Annotated in this window: 23 protein-coding genes; 19 read left to right on the top strand and 4 right to left on the bottom strand. The window is 35.1% G+C overall.

Annotated elements, in window-relative coordinates; translation table 11 throughout:
- The first annotated feature begins 14 nt into the window (after positions 1-14).
- The 5 genes from kbl (at position 15) to C1A40_RS07545 (ending at position 8090) form a co-directional block, all read left to right on the top strand.
- Positions 15-1208: a glycine C-acetyltransferase gene (gene kbl / locus C1A40_RS07565; protein WP_102995382.1), complete on the top strand. Its 1194-nt coding sequence runs from the start codon at positions 15-17 to the stop codon at positions 1206-1208.
- A 146-nt stretch (positions 1209-1354) separates the two neighbouring features.
- A complete protein-coding gene (locus C1A40_RS07560; RefSeq protein ID WP_102995381.1) occupies positions 1355-2716 on the top strand; it encodes an OmpA family protein in 1362 nt (453 codons plus the stop codon).
- 75 nt (positions 2717-2791) lie between these two features.
- Positions 2792-5545, top strand: coding sequence for a PD-(D/E)XK nuclease family protein (locus C1A40_RS07555; RefSeq protein ID WP_102995380.1), 2754 nt, complete (start codon positions 2792-2794; stop codon positions 5543-5545).
- A gap of 1 nt (position 5546) precedes the next feature.
- Positions 5547-6386 (top strand): alpha/beta hydrolase family protein, encoded by an 840-nt coding sequence (locus C1A40_RS07550; protein ID WP_102995379.1) that lies wholly within the window; start codon positions 5547-5549, stop codon positions 6384-6386.
- 24 nt (positions 6387-6410) lie between these two features.
- A complete protein-coding gene (locus C1A40_RS07545) occupies positions 6411-8090 on the top strand; it encodes a glycerol-3-phosphate dehydrogenase/oxidase (protein WP_102995378.1) in 1680 nt (559 codons plus the stop codon).
- A 226-nt stretch (positions 8091-8316) separates the two neighbouring features.
- Here C1A40_RS07545 and C1A40_RS07540 read toward each other — a convergent pair whose 3' ends face one another.
- Both C1A40_RS07540 and C1A40_RS07535 read right to left on the bottom strand, forming a co-directional pair.
- Positions 8317-8556, bottom strand: coding sequence for a hypothetical protein (locus C1A40_RS07540; RefSeq protein WP_102995377.1), 240 nt, complete (start codon positions 8554-8556; stop codon positions 8317-8319).
- 66 nt (positions 8557-8622) lie between these two features.
- Positions 8623-8868, bottom strand: coding sequence for a hypothetical protein (locus C1A40_RS07535; protein ID WP_102995376.1), 246 nt, complete (start codon positions 8866-8868; stop codon positions 8623-8625).
- A 136-nt stretch (positions 8869-9004) separates the two neighbouring features.
- Here C1A40_RS07535 and C1A40_RS07530 point away from each other — a divergent pair, with 136 nt between their 5' ends.
- Positions 9005-9877, top strand: coding sequence for a helix-turn-helix domain-containing protein (locus tag C1A40_RS07530; RefSeq protein WP_102995375.1), 873 nt, complete (start codon positions 9005-9007; stop codon positions 9875-9877).
- Between the two features lie 12 nt (positions 9878-9889).
- Here the strand turns inward: C1A40_RS07530 and C1A40_RS07525 are convergent, their stop codons facing one another.
- Together C1A40_RS07525 and C1A40_RS07520 are read right to left on the bottom strand one after the other, a co-directional pair.
- On the bottom strand, positions 9890-10447 hold the full coding sequence (locus C1A40_RS07525) for a hypothetical protein (RefSeq protein WP_102995374.1): 558 nt from the start codon (positions 10445-10447) through the stop codon (positions 9890-9892).
- Between the two features lie 8 nt (positions 10448-10455).
- Complete coding sequence (locus tag C1A40_RS07520) at positions 10456-10878, bottom strand: hypothetical protein (RefSeq protein WP_102995373.1); 423 nt, start codon at positions 10876-10878, stop codon at positions 10456-10458.
- 241 nt (positions 10879-11119) lie between these two features.
- Between C1A40_RS07520 and C1A40_RS07515 the strand changes: the two genes are divergently transcribed.
- The 13 genes from C1A40_RS07515 (at position 11120) to C1A40_RS07455 (ending at position 24054) form a co-directional block, all read left to right on the top strand.
- On the top strand, positions 11120-11449 hold the full coding sequence (locus C1A40_RS07515) for a YtxH domain-containing protein (protein WP_102995372.1): 330 nt from the start codon (positions 11120-11122) through the stop codon (positions 11447-11449).
- Between the two features lie 6 nt (positions 11450-11455).
- Positions 11456-11803 carry a hypothetical protein gene (locus C1A40_RS07510; protein WP_102995371.1) on the top strand — a complete coding sequence of 116 codons (348 nt, stop codon included), beginning with the start codon at positions 11456-11458 and terminating at the stop codon, positions 11801-11803.
- A gap of 1 nt (position 11804) precedes the next feature.
- Complete coding sequence (locus C1A40_RS07505; RefSeq protein WP_102995370.1) at positions 11805-12017, top strand: hypothetical protein; 213 nt, start codon at positions 11805-11807, stop codon at positions 12015-12017.
- 217 nt (positions 12018-12234) lie between these two features.
- A complete protein-coding gene (locus C1A40_RS07500) occupies positions 12235-12567 on the top strand; it encodes an ArsR/SmtB family transcription factor (protein ID WP_102995369.1) in 333 nt (110 codons plus the stop codon).
- A 48-nt stretch (positions 12568-12615) separates the two neighbouring features.
- Positions 12616-13089: a DUF6428 family protein gene (locus tag C1A40_RS07495; protein WP_102995368.1), complete on the top strand. Its 474-nt coding sequence runs from the start codon at positions 12616-12618 to the stop codon at positions 13087-13089.
- Between the two features lie 39 nt (positions 13090-13128).
- Complete coding sequence (locus C1A40_RS07490; RefSeq protein ID WP_102995367.1) at positions 13129-13746, top strand: arsenate-mycothiol transferase ArsC; 618 nt, start codon at positions 13129-13131, stop codon at positions 13744-13746.
- Between the two features lies 1 nt (position 13747).
- Positions 13748-14779 (top strand): ACR3 family arsenite efflux transporter, encoded by a 1032-nt coding sequence (gene arsB, locus C1A40_RS07485; protein WP_102995366.1) that lies wholly within the window; start codon positions 13748-13750, stop codon positions 14777-14779.
- Between the two features lie 324 nt (positions 14780-15103).
- Positions 15104-16639, top strand: coding sequence for a flexirubin biosynthesis tyrosine ammonia-lyase FlxA (gene flxA, locus C1A40_RS07480; RefSeq protein WP_102995365.1), 1536 nt, complete (start codon positions 15104-15106; stop codon positions 16637-16639).
- 17 nt (positions 16640-16656) lie between these two features.
- A complete protein-coding gene (gene flxB / locus C1A40_RS07475) occupies positions 16657-17391 on the top strand; it encodes a flexirubin biosynthesis SDR family reductase FlxB (RefSeq protein WP_102995364.1) in 735 nt (244 codons plus the stop codon).
- Between the two features lie 11 nt (positions 17392-17402).
- Positions 17403-18620 carry a beta-ketoacyl-[acyl-carrier-protein] synthase family protein gene (locus tag C1A40_RS07470; RefSeq protein WP_102995363.1) on the top strand — a complete coding sequence of 406 codons (1218 nt, stop codon included), beginning with the start codon at positions 17403-17405 and terminating at the stop codon, positions 18618-18620.
- A 7-nt stretch (positions 18621-18627) separates the two neighbouring features.
- Positions 18628-18870, top strand: coding sequence for an acyl carrier protein (locus tag C1A40_RS07465; RefSeq protein WP_102995362.1), 243 nt, complete (start codon positions 18628-18630; stop codon positions 18868-18870).
- 314 nt (positions 18871-19184) lie between these two features.
- Complete coding sequence (locus tag C1A40_RS07460; RefSeq protein WP_102995361.1) at positions 19185-20381, top strand: DUF2062 domain-containing protein; 1197 nt, start codon at positions 19185-19187, stop codon at positions 20379-20381.
- Positions 20374-24054, top strand: a complete 3681-nt coding sequence (locus C1A40_RS07455; protein WP_102995360.1) for an MMPL family transporter — start codon at positions 20374-20376, stop codon at positions 24052-24054. The genes C1A40_RS07460 and C1A40_RS07455 overlap by 8 nt, the downstream gene beginning before the upstream one ends.

The following is a 24054-nucleotide window of genomic DNA, read 5'->3' as shown; positions in this document are numbered from 1 at the left end:
TAAAATTCAAAAAAATGTACGGAAAACTGAAAAATCATCTTCTTGAGAAAATTCAAGATATTAAAGATAACGGACTTTATAAGGAGGAACGCATTATTACTTCGGCGCAAGGTGCTAAAATAACATTAAATACAGGCGAAACGGTTTTAAACTTTTGTGCTAATAACTATTTAGGCCTCTCATCCCATCCCGAAGTTATTCAAGCGGCCAAAGATACTATGGACACTCATGGTTTTGGTATGAGTTCGGTACGCTTTATTTGCGGAACACAAGATATTCATAAAGAACTGGAACAAAAAATTGCCGATTTTTACCATACTGAAGACACCATATTATATGCCGCAGCCTTTGATGCTAACGGTGGTGTATTTGAGCCATTACTAGGTGCTGAAGATGCCATAATTTCAGATTCTTTAAACCACGCATCCATTATTGATGGGGTACGGTTATGTAAAGCCGCGAGATATCGATATCAAAATAACGACATGGCCGATTTAGAAGCACAACTTATTGCTGCGAACTCTAAAGGCGCACGTTTTAAAATTATTGTTACAGATGGTGTATTTTCTATGGACGGCCTCGTAGCGCCCTTAGATAAAATCTGTGATTTAGCCGATAAATATGAGGCTTTAGTAATGATAGACGAATGCCACGCCGCAGGTTTTATAGGAGAAACTGGTCGTGGTACTTTAGAAGAAAAAAAGGTATTAGACCGCATTGACATCATAACCGGAACTTTAGGAAAAGCTTTAGGTGGCGCCATGGGCGGCTATACCACAGGCAAAAAAGAAATTATTGATTTGCTTCGTCAACTATCTAGACCCTATTTATTTTCAAATTCCCTAGCCCCAGCTATTGTAGGCGCATCGATAAAAGTATTTGACATGCTTGCTAACAATACCGAACTAAGAGACACCCTAGAATGGAATACCAATTACTTTAAAAAAGGCATGAAGGAAGCAGGATTTGATATTATCGATGGTGATTCTGCCATAGTTCCAGTAATGCTTTACGATGCTAAATTAGCTCAAAACATGTCAAAAGCACTTTTAAAAGAAGGCATTTATGTTATTGGATTCTTTTTTCCAGTGGTTCCAAAAGAAAAAGCAAGAATTCGTGTACAACTCTCAGCAGCACATAATAAGGCCCACTTAGATAAGGCAATTAGCGCTTTTTCTAAGGTTGGAAAGGCTTTAAACGTTATTTAAACTCAGTCTGAAATAAGCTTTAAGCCCGTGTAAACTTAGGTTAGCGTTACTAATATCTGCAATATTTTTATATATTTGTCTTTGTTAATAGGAATTAACCACTTACTTTTGTTTACAATTAACACTTAAAATTTAAACTTTTGAATATGAAAAATCTTAGCAGATTATTGTTCGCTATGTTGCTTGTACTTGTTTGTAGCAACGTAAATGCGCAAGACAAAAACAATCCATGGCAGATTTCCATTGGAGCAAACGCAGTAGACTTTTACCCAGTTGGAGAAGACCAACCACGAGGTGAATGGTTTGATGAATTCTTCAATGCAACTGACCACTGGAACATATTGCCTTCTTTATCAACTATTTCTGTATCGAAATATGTAGGTAGTGGACTTACTTTTGGTGTTGCTGGTTCTTTAAACAAAATTTCCAAATTTGGAGATGACGAAGATGGTATGTACAGCGATGCATCTTACTACGGTATTGATGGTACAATTAAATACAACTTTTTACAAGGAACTACAATCGATCCATTTATTGGTGTTGGTGGTGGTTACACTTGGGTTGATGAAATCGGAGCTGGTACTGTAAACGGAACTGTTGGTACAAACGTTTGGTTTACTGAAAACATCGGTTTAACACTTCAAATGGCTTACAAGCATTCTTTCGAAGATTACTTATACTCTCACTTCCAACACACTGCTGGTATTTCTATCAGATTTGGTGGTGCTGATACTGACGGTGATGGTATATATGACAAAGATGACGCTTGTCCACATGAGCCAGGTTTAAAAGAATTTGACGGATGTCCTGATACTGACGGTGACGGAATCCAAGATAGCAAAGACGACTGTCCTAACGAAGCTGGTTTAGCTGAGTTTAACGGATGTCCTGATACTGACGGTGACGGAATCTCTGATAAAGATGATGCTTGTCCTACTGTTGCAGGTATTGCTGCATTAAACGGTTGTCCAGATGCTGACGGTGACGGTGTTGCTGATGGTGATGATAAATGTCCTAACGAGGCAGGTCCAGCTGCAAACAGTGGATGTCCTTGGCCAGATACTGATGGTGACGGTGTATTAGATAAAGATGATAAATGTCCAGATACTCCTGGTACTGTTGCTAACAACGGATGTCCAGAATTATCTGAAGCTGTTCAAAAATCTTTAAATGCTTACGCTAAAACGATCTTATTTGATACTGGTAAAGCAACAATTAAGTCTCACTCTGCAGAAGTATTACAAAACATTATCGATATCTTAAAAGAGTACCCTCACGCTAAGTTTACAGTTGAAGGTCACACTGATAGTGTAGGTTCTGCTGCTTCTAACCTTAAGTTATCTGATGCAAGAGCACTTTCTGTAAAAGAATACTTAACAGGTCACGGTGTTGAAGAATTCAGATTATCTGCTAAAGGATATGGAGAAACTAAACCTATCGATACTAACAAAACTAGTGCTGGTAGAAGAAACAACAGACGTGTTGAAATTAACTTAGTAAAAGAATAAGACCCTTTTAAAAAGTTATAAAATAGATAAAGAAAAACGCTTCGGGAATCCGAAGCGTTTTTTTATTTTTATAACATGACAACATTTATACTTGATGTATTACAAGATTTAAAAAAGAAACAAATAAACTTCACTGAAGTAACCTTTGTATTACCCAGTAAACGCGCTGGTGTATTTTTAAAAAATCAACTTCCAAGGGTTCTAGACCACACCTTATTTGCTCCTAAAATAATAAGTATTGAAGAATTTGTAGAAGCGATTGCAGGACTAGAAAGCACTTCTAACACCGAACTACTTTTTGAGTTTTACAACAGCTACCTTCAAATTTCAAAAGGAGATGAGATAGACAGTTTCGAAGTATTCTCCAAATGGGCTCAAATCCTCCTACAAGATTTTAATGAAATAGATCGTTATCTCATTCCGCAAGAACACATCTTTAAATATCTTGCCGCCATTGAAGATTTAAAACATTGGTCCCTTGAAGAACCAAAAACAGAATTTGTTAAAAACTATTTAGCATTCTGGAACAAACTATTCGACTATTACAAACACTTTACACAACACCTTATTGAACAAGGCATAGCCTATCAAGGTCTGATATATCGAGAAGCGGCAAAGCATATAAAAACATATATTCAAGATCATGAGGATAACCAATATATATTTCTTGGTTTTAACGCTTTAAACTCGGCCGAAGAAATTATTATTCAAGAAATACTGCAACATGATCTCGGAGAAATTTATTGGGATATCGACAAAGTATTTTTTGAAAACCCCTTACATGATGCCGGCTTATTCACTAGGCAGCACAAAAAAAAATGGAATATATTTAATTCCCAACCCTTTGAATGGATTACAAATAACTATTCAAAACAAAAAGAAATCACCGTATTAGGTATTCCAAAAAACATAGGCCAGGCGAAATATATAGGCACCATACTTCAAGAATTACACCAAGAAGATGCCACATTAGAAAATACAGCTGTTATTTTAGGCGATGAAAATTTACTCATACCTGTATTAAATTCTATTCCTGATACTATTGAAAACTTAAACATTACCATGGGATTTCCACTAAAGTCCATCCCGTTGGCCTCATTTTTTGATGCCCTTTTTAATATTCATAAAACCCCATCAAAATCATTTTACTATAAGGACATCATAAAACTTATTTCGCATCAATTTATACGTCCTCTTTTTCTTGTAGAAGACATCGATTATGCTTCATTAGTCATAGAAACCATAGATAGCAATAATATGGTTTATTTATCGGTAAAACGCTTAAAACAATTAGCACCACCATGCGCATCGGTTATTGATTTACTTTTTACAAACTGGCAAATTTCTATCGATCAGGCTTTAAGTAATTGTTCGAATTTAATTCTTGCCATCAAGGAGCATTTGGATAAAAACAGCAAATCGGATATACTCTCCTTAGAATACCTGTTTCGATTTAACGCGCTTTTTAACGACTTAACACAATTAAATAATACACATGAGCACATAAAAGACATTTCAACCTTATACAGTGTCTATAATGAGTTACTGAACTCTGAATCCTTAGACTTTCAAGGCGAACCTTTACAAGGTCTTCAAGTTATGGGTATGTTAGAATCTCGAGTATTAGATTTTGAAACGGTTATTATTTCTTCTGTAAATGAAGGGGTTTTACCTTCTGGAAAAAGCAACAATTCCTTTATTCCGTACGATGTAAAACTTGAAAATAAACTTCCTACCTATAAAGAAAAAGATGCTGTTTATACCTATCATTTTTACCGCTTACTCCAACGTGCTAAACGTGTATTTATTCTGTATAATACCGAAGCAGATGCGCTTACCGGCGGTGAGAAGAGCAGATTTATTACCCAATTAGAACTAGAAGGCATTCATAATATTAAGCATCAAATTATAGCGCCTCAAGTACCTATATTGGAACAAAAATTAACCGTCGTAAAAAAGAACGCTGCACTAAATCGCGCTATCGCTAAATTGGCAAGTGGAGGTTTTTCGCCATCCTCTTTAACCAATTACATACGAAATCCCATTGATTTCTATTATCAAAACATACTCAAAATACGCGATCATAACGATGTCGAGGAAACTGTTGCTGCAAATACACTTGGAACCGTTGTGCACAACACCTTAGAAGATCTATACAAACCATTAATAAATAGCTTTATCGACATTGAGATGATTAAAAGCTTAAAATCTAAAATTGAAGAGCGCGTTATACACCATTTTAAAACCGAATATAAAGAAGGGGACATAACCAAAGGAAAGAACCTCATTATTTCTGAAATCGCTAAACGTTACGTTTCTAATTTTTTAGATTTAGAAATTAAAAGTTTAAAAGCAGGGAATCAAATCAAAATAATTGCTATTGAAGCCCAAAACGATATCCTTATAAACCTTCCCGAGTTAGACTTTCCAGTACGCTTACGCGGAATTGTAGATCGTGTTGACGCATATAACGGTGTAATTAGAATCATTGATTACAAAACAGGGAAAGTAGACCAAAATCAAGTAGAAATCACCAATTGGGAGGACATCACTACAGATTATAAAAAATACAGTAAAAGTTTTCAAATACTCGCTTATGCCTATATGATGCAACAAAAAGGCCTAGTGAAATTTCCGATCGAAGCGGGTATCATTTCATTTAAAAATATGGGTGCAGGCTTTTTAAAATTTTCAAAAAAGGAAGCCGGAAGTCGATCAAAAAATGCCTTAATTACAGAAGATACTTTAATCGCCTTCGAAAAAGAACTAAAACATATCATTTTAGAAATATGCGATTCCCAAATCGATTTCACCGAAAAAGAAGTATAATATGATCATCAAAAAAAATAATGGTATCCCTGGGAAACATAACAAACCAATACTAACCGATATCTTTTTTAAAGGTAATAAAAAACCTAAACCTGTACTCATATTTTGTCATGGTTACAAAGGTTTTAAAGACTGGGGAGCTTGGAATTTAATGGCAAAAGCTTTTGCTGAATTAAATTACTTTTTTATAAAATTCAATTTTGCCTTTAATGGCGGAACCCGAGAAAACCCTATAGATTTTCCCGATCTAGAAGCCTTTGGAAATAACAACTACAGTAAAGAGTTAGATGATTTGGAAACCATTATAGATTGGGTAACCGAAAACCAAAGCTATAAAGATGAACTAGATCCCACAAACATCACGCTTTTAGGACATAGCAGAGCTGGTGGCATTGTGATTATAAAAGCCTATGAAGACCAGCGTGTAAAACAAGTAATAAGTCTAGCAGGGGTTAGCGATTATGCCAACCGATACCCCATTTCTGGTGATGCTGAGCTGTGGAAAAAAGATGGGGTAAAATATGTAGTAAACGGTAGAACAAAACAACAAATGCCACATTTTTATCAGTTTTATGAAGATTTTATCAAGCACAAAGAACGTCTTAATATTAAACGAGCCGTTTCAAAGCTCAAACAACCTTTACTAATTATTCATGGCGATAAGGATACCAGCGTATTAATCGAAGAAGCACAAAACCTGCATAAATGGAACAGCAAAAGCACTTTTAAAATCATTGAAGGTGCCAATCATGTTTTTGGGGCCTCACATCCGTGGAAACATGATATATTAACAGAACATCTAAAAAAGGTTATCCATTGGGTTAATAACTTTGCTAGATGATCTTTTTTTTATACCCTACCCTATATGTCTAAAGCACCCACTAATTTTTCAATATATAAAAGAGAAGACACCCTCGAAAAGCTAAAAACAAGCACTTTCGATTTGGCTATTATTGGCGGTGGTGTTACAGGGGCTGGCATTGCCTTAGATGCAGCTTCCCGAGGACTGCATGTATGCTTAATTGAAAAAGGTGATTTTGCGTCGGGCACCAGTAATAAATCCACGAAACTCATACATGGAGGACTGCGCTACCTAAAACAATTTGAAGTAGGCTTGGTTAGGGAATCTGGGTCCGAACGAGCCATTGTACATAGGCTTGCGCCACATTTAGTCATTCCCGAAAAAATGTTGCTACCTTTAACTAAGAAAGGTACTTATGGTCCTTTAATGACCTCTATTGGGTTAAAAGTATATGATTTTTTGGCAGATGTACCTGAAGCTGACGGAAGAATCATGTTAAACAAGCAAGAAACCTTAGAAAAAGAACCCCTACTTAACCCTAATGCCACAACAGGTGGTGGTTTTTACGCGGAATACCGTACCGATGATGCCAGACTTACTATCGAAATATTAAAAACAGCAGCCGCATTTGGAGCTACCATTATAAATTACTGCGAACTCACAACTTTCAATTATCATACAAATTCAAAAATAAACGGTTTAAATTGTGAAGATCATCTTGGGGAAAAATCCTTAAAAATTAAGGCTAAACATTACATCTCGGCAACGGGTCCATGGGCAGATGTGATACGCCGTACAGACCATTCTATAAATCATAAACATCTCCATTTAACAAAAGGCGTTCATATTGTATTTCCGCATCATAAACTACCTATAAAACAGGCGCTTTACTTTGATGTGAAGGACGGACGTATGATTTTTGCTATTCCTAGAGGTCGTGCCACTTATGTTGGCACCACCGATACCAATTATACAGGGCATAAAAATCGTGTTGTGAGTACCAAAAAAGATTTACACTACCTACTAGAAGCTATACATGAGACCTTTCCAGACATACATTTAACCGAAAATGATGTGGAATCCAGTTGGGCAGGATTACGTCCTTTAATTCATGAAAAAGATAAAGGACCTTCGGAATTATCAAGAAAGGACGAAATTTTTGAATCACCAACAGGATTAATTACTATAGCAGGAGGTAAACTTACAGGCTATAGGAAAATGGCCCAACGTGTTTTGGATGTTGTTTTAAACCGGATGTCTTCAGAAAAAAAATGCAAATTAAAAAACTCTCTAACCGAAAAAATACCATTAGTAAACCCACCTTTTGACACCATTAATGACATTACAAAATTTCAAAAGGAACTCGCTTTAAAGCTGAATAAATTAGGAATTCCAAATGATTATCATGCTTGGTATCTTTGTACCAATTATGGCAGGAAGGCCTTAGACATCGTAAACAAAATAAAAGATTTTGAAAACCAATCACCATTAGAAGGCCTCATTAGAGCAGAGCTTTGGTTTAGTATAAACTATGAAATGACCAGTGGTTTAACAGACTTTTTTGTGAGACGTACGGGACGTTTATTTTTTGACATCGCTAGTATTAGCCAATATCGCGAGGTTATTTTGGCAGATTTTATAAGATATTTTAACTGGAAAACACCACGCATTGCCAAGGAAAATAAAATATTAGATAGGGCGCTTCAGGATGCCATAACATTTTACGATAACGAAGTGCTATAGCCTTACGATTTTAATAAAAAAAAGAGGGCAACAAAATAAATCTTGCTACCCTCCCAAACTTAAAAATCAAACTTTAAATTGCTATTAATCCAGTTCAAATTTTTAATTCATTAATTAACCACTAAACTTAAAATACTTTTGTAAATCTTAGCATTTCTGCTTCTATTACACTACAAATTTACGACCGATGCATCTCACTTTATGCGACACACGGTGTCTTAAAAACTTACATATTTACAAATAGTGCTCTTACCATAGTTTCTTCTTCTAAAGATAAAGCTTCACCCTTCAAATGAATTAAAAGCTCTAAAGTTCTTTCTAAGGGTAAATCTGAAATATGTTCAGATTTATAATCAATTTGAAGTAATAAATGTTTTAAAATCGAAGCAGTTTGTATTTGCTCCAAATTGGAATTTTCGTTGCCATCTATAGCAATTTCAATTTCTTTTAATTTATTTAAAAGCATGTTATAATTATTATCTAGTATATTGGGAACAGTGTACTTGCATTTTTCATTTCGTATATCAACACATTAAACTTCCAAACTTTTAGGAACATAAACCAAAGCATATTCTCCATCTTCTCTGAAATTAATTAACCATTGTACCAACAAATTTTCTGCTTTTTCTTGAGTCACCATAAATAAATTAGCTACAGCGGGAGCCATACCGTACATGTCTGCTTTTCGAAACTTGGAAAGCATTTGTAAATAGATGAAAACACGACGCTCGAAGGAAGTAATCGGCCTATAACTTTCATTTTCTGTACGTTGATGCATGATATATTAGTTAATAAAAACCCATCAGGGTTTCGGTTACATTTTGCAAATTTAATTGGGCTTACCCATAAATATGGCGACATAAAATGTCATGAGGCTATTTTTAGTTATATTTATTGTTCATTTTAACACATTGATGAAAAGATATTATTCCATAGGCGAGCTATTTAAAGATTATCGCGAATTTAATGGCCTTTCGCAAATCGATTTCGCTGCAAGTATCAAGGTGGATTTACGAACCATACAGCGCTGGGAAAAAAATTTAACCTTAGTAAAATCTGAAAAAGAAGAAGATATTGTTTTAGCAACGCTAATGCCCTATCAACTCATTCATAATCTTAATGCTGCCGTTCCTATTCCTACATTCTATAATTTTAAAACCAGAAAATATTCCCTTTCAGAGCAAAATAGCGAACTTCCTAATTTATCATGGTACAAAGATCAACTCGATCTTACAACCCAAAACATAAGAACCATTGACTATGATTTAGACATCAAGCACATTAATTATTACATAGACTCTCTGCATAAAGACGACAGTTATGTAAATGATGAATTAATTCGAGAAGCGGTTAAGTTACTCCCCGAACTAAACTTTGTTTTTACAGGAAGAACGGGGTATTATGCCGGACATTGTATCGTTTTACCCATTAAAGAGACGACCTATTTAAAACTTAGAAATAGAGAAATAACCAATAAAAACCTTCGAGCAACCGATTTAATTAATCCCAATTACTTGGAACGCCCCATTTATTACAGGTACGAAATAACTGGAGATTGCAATGAAACCATTTTTTATATCATGGCCGAATTTTTTAGATATTTCAAAAAACTAAATAAAAAATATTTACTGTGTGGTTATACCGAACGGGACGATAATTACCATTTAAACTTAGAAATTGGATTAAAAAATGTGTGGGAAGATAAAGCATTACAAGAAACCTTAGGGTTGGACTACCCCCCACGATTTATTGAAGGTGATTTTGATCATTTTCTATTTGATGATTAAAGCTGGGGCTCCTCACTCGAAGGCACATAACATATCACTTTCAGGATATATTTTTTGAATCCAAAACAAATCATCAAAAGTTTGCAAAAATAAGATGAGATGTCTAAAATCTTTAGCATCAACAAAAATATTGTAGCCCAATAAACGCTCATCAACCACAAGTAAATGTTCAGGATTATGGGCATAGCTGTAATAACTCATTAAAAACTCAAAACAATCATTACCTGCTATTTTTTCGTTTCTTACAACCCATTTTTTACTTTTATAACTATCATTTTTAATCTTTTCATAATCCAGCAATTCATTTCGGGCATATGGCTCATTTTTATGATAAAACGAAAACTCCAAAAGCTTGTGGTATAAGGTTAAAAAAAGAAAAGCATCAGCTTTAGTAGCACACGAGCAAGATCCCGTATATTTATAACAGCATTCCGAATTCGAGCAATCCCAGTTGTACTTTAAATCTGTAAATTCAGTTTCAAATTGTAACAGCCATTGCTGGATGGCACTAAAAGTATAAAGTCCATTATTTTGTAAATCTTGAAATATTGATAAGGCTTTAATTTTCATAAAAGGTATTAATGAATAGCTTGGCTAACATGAATATTCAACGCCTTATCACAAATAATATTATACTGCTCAATTTGCTTGTTAGTAGGAGAAACATGAATATCGTAAAGCATTGTATGTAAAGCGATTTCAAACCATTTTTTTTGTTCATGACTCATATTTGCTAAAACGCCATAGGCTTCTATATCGGCTTTTGAAGCATATTTATGAACATAAGCCTTCTTGATATCAAATCCTAGAGCATTAAACTGATCATGTATGTAATTGTACATCCTCAAATTTAAAGCAAACTCATCGGCCGTGACTACTAAAAAAAAGACATGAACCATGGCCTCTAATTGTTCGGTATTTAATGTTTTACTGAAAGCTTTAAGATTCGGATTTTCATAAAATCCTATTTCTTTTTTCTTGTTACCTAATAAATTATTCACGTGCTATATATTTTATTTTCACACAAAGATAGATGGAAAGACAAAAGCAATAAACGACATCTGGTGTCGGCCATAAATGCATTATCCAGATATACATTTACATAACGTAAACAAGTAGCTTCAAAATGTAACATTTAAAGTTGTAAGGCGTGCTTTACTTTAGTCTTTAAATTCTTTCAAGTGATTAAATCATTTTGTATATTGTATACTTGTATTGCATTAATTATTAAAAACATATATTATGAATGATCATGGTAACACATTTTTAGGACTTCTAGCAGGAACAGCAATTGGTGCGGTTTTAGGAATTTTATTTGCTCCAGACAAAGGGGAAAATACAAGACAACGTATTAGTGACGAAGCTGATACTGCTAAACATAAATTAACTAATTTAGCTCACGATTTAAAAGAGCAAGCCTTGAGTACGGCATCTGTAAAAAAACAGAGTTTAGACGAGCATGTTGAGGCCATTGTATCTGATGTTAGCTATAAAGCAGAAGATATCATATCAACACTTGAGAAAAAATTAAAAGATCTTAAAGAGAAAAACAAAAATTTACAAAAATCATAAATACATATGAGTTTAAACGACTCCTTAACCAACACTAATAAAAAAGCAAAACAAGTTAGTGAGAAGTTTTTTCATACCTCTTACGAGTACTATAAACTCAAAATATTTCAACAATTAACAACCTCCTTTGGTATCGTTTTTAAAACCATATTTATTGGTAGTTTGTTAGTTATTGGCTTAACGTTTTTAGCCATTGCTTTGGCTTTTCTTATTGGTAAATCTTTAGGAAACTACACGCAAGGTTTTTTAATTGTAGGTGGGGGTTTTGTTATATTGTCTATAATTGCATTTATGTTAAGAAAACATATGAGCAATTTTATAGTCAGCAAACTTTCTGAAAAGTTTTTTAATTAGTATGAAGTCATATAAAAACACAAAAAGCATTGAACGCGATTTAAAAATTTTAGATTTAGAACGTAAAATCGCCTTAGAAGAATTAAAAATGCTGAAGTACGAATATACTGAAAGCTTGAATCCTGTTAATTGGATTCCTGAAAAACTCAGATGGTTAGCAACTAGATATTCTACAAATCTTATTATTAACAAGATTTTTGGATCTAAAAAGTAGAAAAAAAATCATTATAGCATGATACAAAAAGCTGTTATTGAATATAATCAATAGCAGCTTTTTTTGTTTTTCGAATGAATGGCGAAGCATTCCATGGGCCGCTATCCAATTAACCCATAATATCAACATCATAAATCAAGCTCGCCTAAAAAATAAACAAAAAATAATTCGGTTTTCATTTATTTATCGTAATATTGCAATATACAAATATATAACTATGGGATTAGCCAAAACAGAAATGTTTACCGACTTACAAAATGAAATTTCCTTAATTTCAAAAGCCTTTAGTCACCCTGCTCGAGTAACTATTTTACAACACTTGTTTAAAATAGACAGCTGTGTTTGCGGCGATTTGGTTAACGAAATAGGCTTAGCACAACCTACAATCTCGCAACATTTAAAAGAGTTAAAACAACTGGGATTAATAAAAGGAACGGTTGAAGGTACAAGTGTTTGCTATTGTATAAACCATGAAAAATGGGCACAAATGAAAACTGTGATGTCCGAATTTCTAGATCAAGACCTCCCTACAAAACAAGATTGTTGTTAAAAAATTTATACTCATTAATCGTATTATTCCAATAAAAAAAGAATTATTATGACACTATCGGAAGTAAAAAATAAACTAAACACCCTAGATAAAATAGCTTTTGAGTTACCAAATGGTGAATTGGTACCTAGTCATTTTCACGTTACCGAAGTTGGAAAAATAACCAAACACTTTATTGACTGCGGCGGCACGGTACGCCAAGAAGAAGTAGCCAATTTTCAATTGTGGAGTACCAACGATTACGACCACAGATTACATCCTGAGAAATTACTACATATCATAGAACTATCAGAAAAAGTCTTAGAGCTTGATGATTTGGAAATCGAAGTCGAATACCAAGGCAACACTATTGGAAAATACGGCTTGGAATTTAACGGCAAGCACTTTCTTCTAGTTACAAAACAAACCGATTGCCTTGCTAAAGACAACTGTGGTATACCTCAAGAAAAGCCAAAAATGAAACTTTCAGAAATTCAAACCCCTTCGGCTTCAAGCTGCACACCTAATAGTGGCTGTTGCTAATACCTCTTAAAAATTTTAAAGCACAAATAGAACAAAAAAATGAGCCTTTTTAAAAATATTGAAACCACCATTTCAACCTTAAATATTGATAGTATTTCTAAGGAACGTAAAGAAACCCTACAACCCTTAATCGATTTTATTCAAGCCAAAGTAGATGCTAAACAAGACATACGCATCAACTTTATTTGCACCCATAATTCCCGACGCAGTCATTTGTCGCAAGTATGGGCACAAACCTTAGCTTATCATTTTAATATTGAAAAAGTGTTTTGCTATTCTGGAGGAACCGAAGCTACAGCCCTTTTTCCCGTGGTGGCCGACACTTTAAAAAACACCGGATTTGAGATAGAAACCCTATCGGAAAATAACAATCCCGTATACAGTATAAAATACACCAAAAACGCCCATCCCATTATTGGATTTTCCAAAAAATTAGATGCCCCGTTTAACCCAACTTCAGCGTTTGCAGCCATTATGACCTGCTCCCAAGCCGACGGTGGTTGCCCATTTATAGCTGGAGCTGAAAAACGAATTCCAATTACCTTCCAAGACCCCAAAGCCTTTGATGGCACACCGCAACAAGCCGAAAAATATAATGAAAGAAGCATACAAATAGCTACCGAATTATACTATGTCTACTCACAAATAAACGCATAAAATGGCCGCAAATAAAAAATTAAGCTTTTTAGACTCCTACCTTACCCTTTGGATTTTTATAGCCATGGCTATTGGCGTAGGTATCGGATTTTTTGTACCGTCGTTTCCTCAAATTATCGATTCATTTAGCGTTGGAACCACTAATATTCCAATAGCTATCGGACTGATATTAATGATGTATCCCCCATTAGCCAAAGTGAATTATGCCTTACTGCCCAAGGTTTTTAAAAACACTAAAATCTTATCCATCTCACTCCTTTTAAACTGGATCGTGGGTCCCATACTGATGTTTATTCTAGCCATTACCTTTTTAAGGGATTATCCAGAATACATGGTAGGCTTAATTTTAATAGGTTTAGCACGCTGCATTGCAATGGTTTTGGTTTGGAATGACCTCGCCGATGGTAATGCAGAATATGGTGCCGGCCTGGTAGCCTTAAACAGTATATTTCAGGTTTTCGCTTACAGCTTTTACACCTGGATATTTATAACCATATTACCGCCTTATTTTGGTTTTGAAGGTGCTATAGTGGATATTTCCATAGCTACTATAGCCGAAAGCGTCGCGATTTACCTTGGTATTCCGTTTTTATTAGGGATATTAAGCAGACTTATCCTTGTGAAATTAAAGGGTGAGCATTCGTATAATACCAAATTCATTCCTGCCATTTCACCTTTAACACTGATTGCTTTACTCTTTACAATCATAGTGATGTTCTCGCTTAAAGGCGAATTGATTGTTGAAATTCCAATGGATGTCCTTATCATCGCCGTACCATTACTTATTTATTTTGCCCTCATGTTTATTATTGGATTTTTCGTTACAAAAGCCATGGGCGCCGAATATGACAAAACAGCTGCAGTGGCTTTTACGGCTGCCGGGAATAATTTTGAACTTGCCATAGCCGTAGCTATAGCTGTTTTCGGATTAAACTCTGGTCAAGCTTTTACCGGTGTTATTGGGCCCTTGGTTGAAGTACCTGCCCTTATATTACTCGTGCGTGTATCATTTTGGTTACGTAAGAAATATTAGGGGAAAACCTTACGGAAAGCCTAATGCAAACATTATTTTACCATAAAAAACAGATGTAAAAACAACAAACATTGCCTATAATTTCCTTTGAAAATTTTAGAATTTAAACGGCTGAAATGAAGTCTACTTGAAACGCCAATTTTCTATTATTCTGAAGTGAAATTGTAGGCATTTTTGTAAAAAAACCAAAATAACCGCCTACAACATTACAATCTACAAACATCTTCTTATAAAAAAATCATTTATTATTCTAAATTTGCACACCAAAATAACTACTTTACAAGCCGTTATTAAAACTCTTATTTACACACCAAAACGATATAGATGGTAAAACTGGAAGGAACTCTTAGGATTGAAGAATTTTATAAAATTATTTTTGAAAACAACCCTTTAGAAATTGATCCTAGCGTATATCAAACCATAGAAAATAGTTTTAATTTTTTAAAAGATTTTTCTCAAAATAAAACCATCTATGGCGTTAATACGGGCTTTGGTCCTATGGCTCAGTATAAAATAAACGATGAAGACCGCATTAAACTCCAATACAATTTAATTAGAAGTCACGCCTCTGGAACTGGAAAAGTTATCGCTCCGCAATATGTAAAAGCAGCCATGCTAGCCCGATTAAACACCCTGTCTTTAGGGCATTCTGGGGTTCATAAATCGGTTATTGAGTTAATGACAGAGCTTATAAACAGAAACATAACACCATTAATTTACGAACATGGTGGCGTAGGTGCCAGTGGCGATTTAGTTCAGTTAGCCCATTTAGCGCTTGTTTTAATTGGTGAAGGCGAAGTTATTTATAAAGGCGAATTCCGTTCGACAAAAGAGGTTTTCGAAATTGAAAACTTAAAGCCTATTTCTGTGGTATTGCGTGAAGGCTTAGCTTTAATGAATGGGACTTCGGTCATGACAGGTATTGGCATTGTAAACACCATTAATACCCGACGTTTACTAAACTGGGGGATTTTATGTGCTTCAGCCATTAATGAAATCATGCAGGCCTACGACGATCATTTATCTTTAGAACTCAATCAAAGTAAAAAACATAAAGGCCAACGTGACATTGCCAAGCGCATGCGGGAGCATTTAGAAGATAGTCAACTTACTAGAAAACGCGAGGAATTCCTGTACAACAAAAATCCAGATGTTAGGGTTTTTGAAGAAAAAGTACAAGAATATTACTCCATTCGTTGCGTTCCTCAAATTTTAGGTCCTGTTCTAGACACCCTAAATGACGTGGAGCGTATATTAATGGAAGAGGTCAACTCAGCCAACGACAACCCTATTGTAAGCGTTGAAAAACAACACGTGTATCATGGAGGTAATTTTCACGGCGACTATGTTTCTTTAGAAATGGACAAACTAAAATTAGTGGTAACCAAAATGAGCATGCTAGCCGAGCGTCAACTTAACTATTTATTAAACCCCAACCTTAACAATACCCTTCCCGCATTTGTTAATTTAGGGACTTTAGGACTTAATTTTGGAATGCAGGGTGTTCAATTTACAGCAACCTCAACAACAGCAGAAAACCAAATGCTTTCCAACCCAATGTATGTGCATAGCATCCCTAACAACAATGACAATCAAGATGTTGTAAGCATGGGCACCAATGCGGCACTGATTACCAAAAAGGTTGTAGAAAATGCTTATGAAGTCATGGCCATAGAATTAATAACTATTGTACAGGCTATAGAATATTTAGGTTTTCAGGATAAAATTTCATCAAAAACTAAAAAAGCTTACGATGCTATTAGAAAATTAGTCCCTGTGTTTAAGGAAGATGTCATTATGTATCCCTATGTGAATGACGTTAAAGCCTTTCTTATGAATCATGAAAACAATATAGTATAATTAAGCGCCAAATAGTTATGACAAAATATGCATTAGTAACCGGAGGATCGCGAGGTATTGGCAAAGCCATTTGCACACAATTGGCTAAAGACTCTGATTACCACATCATTATAAACTACAACAGCAATAAAGAAGCTGCTTTAGATACTTTAAAAGCCGTTGAAGAAGCTGGCGGACAGGGAGAATTACTTCCTTTTAACGTTTCAAACCTAGAAGAGGTCGCACAAGCTCTAGACACCTGGCAGGAAGCACACAAAGATGATATTATTGAAGTGATTGTGAATAACGCTGGAATAACAAAAGACGGCTTATTTATGTGGATGAAACCTGAAGACTGGAACGCTGTTATAAACACCAGTCTCAACGGATTTTTTAATGTGACCAACCATCTCATTCAAAAGTTACTAATTAACAAATATGGCCGTATTATTAATTTAGTTTCTGTTTCTGGACTAAAAGGAACACCTGGTCAAACCAACTATTCGGCTGCAAAGGGGGCTGTAATTTCGGCAACAAAAGCCCTAGCTCAAGAAATTGCCAAAAGAAATATTACAGTAAATGCAGTAGCTCCTGGCTTTATTAAAACCGATATGACGGGAGACTTGAATGAAAAAGAACTAAAAAAATTAGTACCAGCAAACCGTTTTGGTAACCCCGAGGAAGTTGCCCATCTGGTATCATTTCTAGCTTCCAAGAAAGCTTCTTATATCACAGGAGAGGTTATCAATATTAATGGGGGTATTTACTCCTAAATAAGCCAAAAATGAGAAGAGTTGTAATTACAGGCATGGGCATTTATTCATGCATTGGCAAAAACTTACAAGAAGTTAAACAGTCCTTGTATAACGGAACTTCGGGAATTATTTTTGATGAAAAAAGAAAACCATTCGGATTTCGATCTTGCTTAACTGGCATGGTAGATGTTCCGAATTTAAAAAAACAACTTAGCCGAAGACAACGCATCAGTTTAGGTGAAGAGGGTGCCTATGCCTATGTGGCAACCACAGAAGCTCTAGAAAATGCAAAAATTACGCAAGACTATTTAAACACCCATGAAGTTGGTATTCTATACGGTAATGATAGCACGGCAAAATCTGTTGTAGAATCTACAGATATTATTAGAGAAAAAAAAGACACAACTTTGGTTGGTTCTGGAGCCATTTTTAAAGGCATGAACTCCTCTGTTACCATGAATTTGGCAACCATCTTTAAATTAACAGGCATTAATTTTACGGTAAGTGCTGCTTGCGCCAGTGGTTCGCATGCCATTGGTATGGCCTATCAGCTTATAAAAAGCGGACTTCAGGACTGTATTATTTGTGGTGGGGCTCAAGAAATAAACGAACTCGCCATGGGAAGTTTTGATGGTTTAGGTGTTTTTTCTGTACAAACAGACACGCCAGCAAAAGCCTCGAGACCTTTCGACAAAAACCGTGATGGCTTAGTGCCAAGTGGTGGTGGTGCCACTTTAATTGTAGAGAGTTACGAATCGGCAGTAAAACGTGGAGCGCCTATTTTGGCAGAAATTGTTGGTTATGGTTTTTCATCAAACGGCGACCACATTTCAAGTCCAAATGTAGAAGGCCCATCACGCGCCATGAAAAAAGCCATTAAACAGGCTAATATCGCTACAAACCAAATTGACTATGTTAATGCCCACGCCACATCTACCCTTATTGGCGATAGCAATGAAGCCAAAGCCTTATTTGAAGTTTTTGGAGAACATGGCCCCCTTGTAAGTTCTACAAAATCGATGACCGGACATGAATGTTGGATGGCAGGAGCCAGTGAAGTAATTTACTCGATGCTTATGATGCAAAATTCTTTTATTGCCCCTAATATTAATTTGGAAAATCCCGATGAAGATGCGAGCAAATTAAATTTAGTAAGCAAAACAATAGATAAAAAAATTGATGTATTTTTGTCCAATTCTTTTGGATTTGGGGGGACAAATTCAGCATTAATCATAAAAAAATTATAAAATACAGATGGAAAAAGAAGTTATTATTGAAAAAATAAACGACTTTCTTATTGATGAGTTTGAAGTAGAATCGGAGGACATCACGCCTTCAGCAAATTTAAAAGAAACCCTAGAACTAGATAGTTTAGATTTTGTTGATTTAGTAGTAGCCATTGAATCTAATTTTGGTGTAAAACTAGTAGGTGATGATTTTATAAATGTAACAACACTGCAAGATTTCTACAATCTTATTGAAAATAAACTAAAGTAAATACTTTAAACCATAATACTATTAAGCATCTATTCACTCAATAGATGCTTTTTTTATGGGATCCTATCCTTCAAATCATCAATCCATATTTAGGCATACCAAAAGCGATTTAAAATGATAGGTTTCTAGTACATTTGCATTTAATGCTAAAACCATTATATCAAAGATTCAACGGGGTTAGATACACTCCAGGAGCACATCATTTTTATGACGATGTACTCGAATTATAAGGCATATTTTATGTTATATAGGCTATAATATTATATTTGTAAAAAACACCTATTTGATTGGCATCAATCAAATGCCAACCATTAATGAAAGAGACTGTAGTACAAACGAAGCCAAACCAATTGCCTTGTTGCGTAATTATACCTACCTATAACAACCAAAACACGTTGCAAAAGGTTATTGACGGGGTTTTAAAACACTCCAACCATATCATTATTGTAAATGATGGCGCTACCGATAACACGGCTGAGATTATTAAACAGTACCCGAATTTAAATCAAATTCATTTTCCAGAAAACAAAGGCAAAGGTCAGGCGTTAAGAGCTGGGTTCCAAGAAGCCTTACGCTTAGGTTACGAGTACGCGATAACCATTGATTCGGACGGGCAACATTTCCCAGAGGACATTCCCGTTTTTTTAGAAACTTTAAAACAAAGTAACAACAAAAACCTGTTGTTAATTGGCTCCCGTAACATGAACCAAGAAGGTGTTCCCAAGAAAAGCAGTTTCGGAAATAAATTTTCAAATTTTTGGTATAAGTTAGAAACGGGAATTGAGTTACAAGACACCCAATCGGGCTTCCGCCTATATCCTATTGGTCATTTGAAAAATTTGAGATTCTACACCTCAAAATTTGAATTTGAAATTGAAATTATTGTAAGAGCTGCTTGGAAAGGCACCGCGGTAAAAAACATTCCTATTAACATTTTATATGATGAAGCAGAGCGCGTGTCACATTTTCGGCCTTTTAAAGATTTTACACGCATTAGCATCTTAAACACATGGTTTGTGATACTCACCTTTTTATATATCAAACCCAGGGATTTCTTCAGAAAACTAAAAAAAAAAGGAATTAAACGCTATGTGATTGAAGACTTTATTAGTCAGAACGACTCGCCTAAAAAAAAGGCCTTATCACTAACTTTAGGTGTGTTTATTGGTCTAACACCTTTGTGGGGTTTACATTCGGTTTTGGTGATTTTTTTATCGGTAGTTTTCAAACTGAATAAGGCCATTGCTTTTACCTTTTCTAATATAAGTATACCACCTTTCATCCCTTTTATTGTGTTTGTGAGTTTTGTATTAGGAAATTTTATTTTAGGCCAAGAAGAAACCTTTAATATTAATGACATGAACCGAAATCTTGAAGTCCTAAAACACCTCAAAACATACATTATAGGGAGTTTCAGTTTAGCTACCATAGCAGCTATTATTGTTGGACCGTTAAGTTATTTGCTTTTTTCTGGGCTTCAAAAGAAAAAAGAATCGGTAGTTAATGCATAAGCTATTTTACAACATATACGCCTATATACACGCTAGAAAAGCGTGGGGTTTCGGGCTATTACTCCTTTTATTTTCAACTTTAATCTTCACCGCTTCAAAAATTGAATTTGAAGAAGACATAAGTAAACTCATTCCAACCACCGAAGCTAATTCCGATTTACACAAGGTTTTAGGCCAAGTAAATTTTACCGATAAAATTATCGTTCACATTAGCAAAACGCCTGAAGCTTCGGTAGATGAACTTACCCAATATGCCTCCCAATTTATAGATAGTGTTACAAAAAATTCGGAACCCTATATTAAAAACATTCAAGGCCGGTTTGACAATACCGACATGCAAAATACCATCGATTTTGTTTACAACAACCTGCCCTTGTTTTTAGACGAGAATGACTACACGCTTTTAGCACAAAAAATAAATGAAGACAGCATTAAGGCTACTACTATTCAAAACTATAAAACCTTAATTTCACCTTCAGGTTTTATGGCTAAGGATTTAATTTTGAAGGACCCCTTAGGTCTTTCCCTAACCGCCTTAAAAAAGTTACAGGATTTAAGCTTTGGCGGCGATTTCACCTTACAAAATGGCTTTTTAGTAAGTGAAGATCAATCACATATTCTATTATTTATCACTCCGGTTTTAGACGCCAACGAAACCTCAAAAAACACCTTGTTTGCCGAAAATTTATATCAAACCAATAGCCAATTAAATGAGACTTTTAAGGGCCAAGTACAGTGCGAGTATTTTGGAGGCCTTTTAATCGCGGTTGCCAATGCCAACCAAATAAAAAAAGACATCAAGTTAACCATAGGTATCTCCTTAACAGTATTGCTGCTTATTTTCATCATATTTTACAGAAAACTGAGTGTGCCTATCATTTTATTTGTGCCCACTATTTTTGGAGGTTTACTAGCCATTGGGTTGCTGTTTCTCATCCGTGAAAAAATTTCGGCTATTTCCTTAGGTATTGGCTCTGTACTTTTAGGCGTGACGTTAGATTATTCGTTGCATATACTAACACACCTTAGAAACAAAAACGATGTAAAAAACCTATATACAGAGATTACCAAACCCATTTTAATGAGCAGCTTAACCACGGCCTTAGCCTTTTTATGTCTGCTTTTTATCAACTCTCAAGCCCTACAAGATTTAGGCATTTTTGCTGCCATTAGTGTTTTGGGATCGTCGGTTTTTGCTTTATTATTTATTCCGAATGTCTATCGCAAAACTGCCACCAAGACGCATAGAAATACCTTGTTAGATAAAATTGCTTCCTATAACCTGCACCAAAAAAAGTGGGCCGTAATCACTGTAATTTTACTGTGTATAGCAAGCCTTTTTGCCTACAATACGGTGAAATTCAACAACGACCTTACCCAACTTAATTATCAGCCTGAGCATTTAAAAGCTTCAGAAGCCCGTTTAGACACCCTCATTAACAGCAGTTCTAAATCGCTGTATATTGCCGCTTATGGCACTTCCGAAGAAAACACTTTACAAGTTAATGAAGCCGTTTTAAACGAACTAGAGGATTTAAAAAACAGTAAGGCCCTCATCAACTATAGCTCGTTAAGCACCTTAGTCCATTCGGAAAAACAACAACAAAAACAAATGGCCCGCTGGAATGCCTTTTGGGATGAACAAACCATTAACATCACCAAAAATAATTTTATTGAAAGCGGAAACGCCTTAGGATTTAAACCTTCAACCTTTCAAGCCTTCTATAATCTATTAGAAAAAGATTTCAAACCCCTAAAAAGCACGGATTATAAAGTTTTAAAATCGTTTTCTGTAGATGATTATTTAACCACAGAAAACCATTTCACGACCATTACAACTTTGGTAAAAGTAAAAAATGAGGCTCCTATTTTAAACCGCTTTAAAAACCAAGAGCATGTAGTTATCATAGACAGAAAGCAAATGAATGAAAACCTTCTGGGCCATCTTAAAAGTGATTTTAATAAGCTTATTGGTTATTCCCTTATCGTGATTTTAATCATTTTATTGGTGTCATACAGAAGCTTTTCACTAACCTTAGTCACCGCCTTCCCTATTTGCCTAACCTGGTTATTAACCATTGGCATTATGGGCTTTTTTTATATTGAATTTAACATTTTCAATATCATCATTTCAACCTTTATTTTTGGTTTAGGCATAGACTACTGCATCTTTATAACCAATGGCTTGCTTCAAGAGTGTCGTACTGGCGTAAAGGCGTTGCCAACACATAAAACCTCTATTTTACTATCGGTAATTACGACTATTTTAGGTGTTGGTGTTTTAATATGCGCCAAACACCCTGCTCTACACTCCATATCATTGGTTTGTTTAATAGGCATTTTATCTGCCATGCTTGTAGCGTTTACCATTCAACCAATTTTATTTAAACTGTTTATTGGCAGCCCCAATAAACGACCTGTTTCTCTAAAGGTATTAGTACACTCCATTCTATCGTTTACCTACTTTGGTTTGGGAGGTTTTCTGCTCTCACTTTTTAGTGTGGCCTTCATAAAAATAATCCCTTTGCCAAAAAATACCAAGATGAACTGGTTTCATAAATGCATTTCAAAATTTATGAAATCTGTATTAGACTCCTACCCATTTATCATTAAAAGCATTAGTAATGAACCGGAAGAGGATTTTAAAAAGCAAGGCATTATCATCGCGAATCACAGTTCTTTTTTAGACATTTTGGCTATTGGTATGTTACACCCTAAAATTATATTTTTGGTAAACGATTGGGTTTATAACTCGCCCATTTTCGGGAAAGCTGTACAATTGGCTGGGTTTTACCCCGTATCGAATGGTATAAACAAGGGGCTCGAGCATTTAAAAGAAAAAGTAGATCAAGGTTACACCCTAATGGCTTTTCCTGAAGGAACACGCTCTACAACTCATAAAATTAAACGCTTTCATAAAGGCGCTTTTTACCTTGCCCAGCAATTCAATTTGGATATTATTCCGGTGCTTATTCACGGTAATTCGGAAATTATACCTAAAGGCGAATCGGTTATAAGAGAAGGCCATCTTAATATTAAAATATTAGATCGCATCACACCAAACAACAAGGCCTTTGGAGACAACTATTCGCAACACGCCAAACAAATAGGCGCCTATTTTAGAAAGGAATTCCATAGATTTAGAAAGGAAAAAGAAGGCCCAACCTACTTTCATAAAATGCTTTTAGACGATTATCGCTATAAAGGACAGGCGCTTTATAAAAAAGTGCGCTTAGATATAAAGACACACCAAAACGATTACTACCAGATTTTAAATCACGTTGAACTTAAAACCTCAATTGCACATATTACTAACGATGCCGGGCAATTAAGCCTCCTATTAGCATTACATTCGACAGACCGAAAGATCTTTTCTTATATTGAAAATTCAAAAAATAGGGGTACTATTCAAAACACTTATATCACCAAAACACGTCAAATAACCTGTACAAATAGCGTCGAAGCCTTAGGGGCATTTCAGGCAAAAGTTTTAATTTTAAATTCCAGGCAAATAACTCATGAAAATATGCTGAAACCTTTTCTTAATAATCTCAATCAGATTATTCTATTGAATAGCAGTAGGCAACTGGAGACACCCAATTTAATTAGTTTAGGATTTCAATTGAGCTATCAAAATGAAAACATTAAAGTTTTAACTAAAACAGCCATTTAA

Source organism: Tamlana carrageenivorans (assembly GCF_002893765.1).
Classification (GTDB): Bacteria; Bacteroidota; Bacteroidia; order Flavobacteriales; family Flavobacteriaceae; genus Pseudotamlana; species Pseudotamlana carrageenivorans.
The sequence above is the reverse complement of the archived record's forward strand: the minus strand, read 5'-3'. Positions and strand labels throughout refer to the sequence as shown.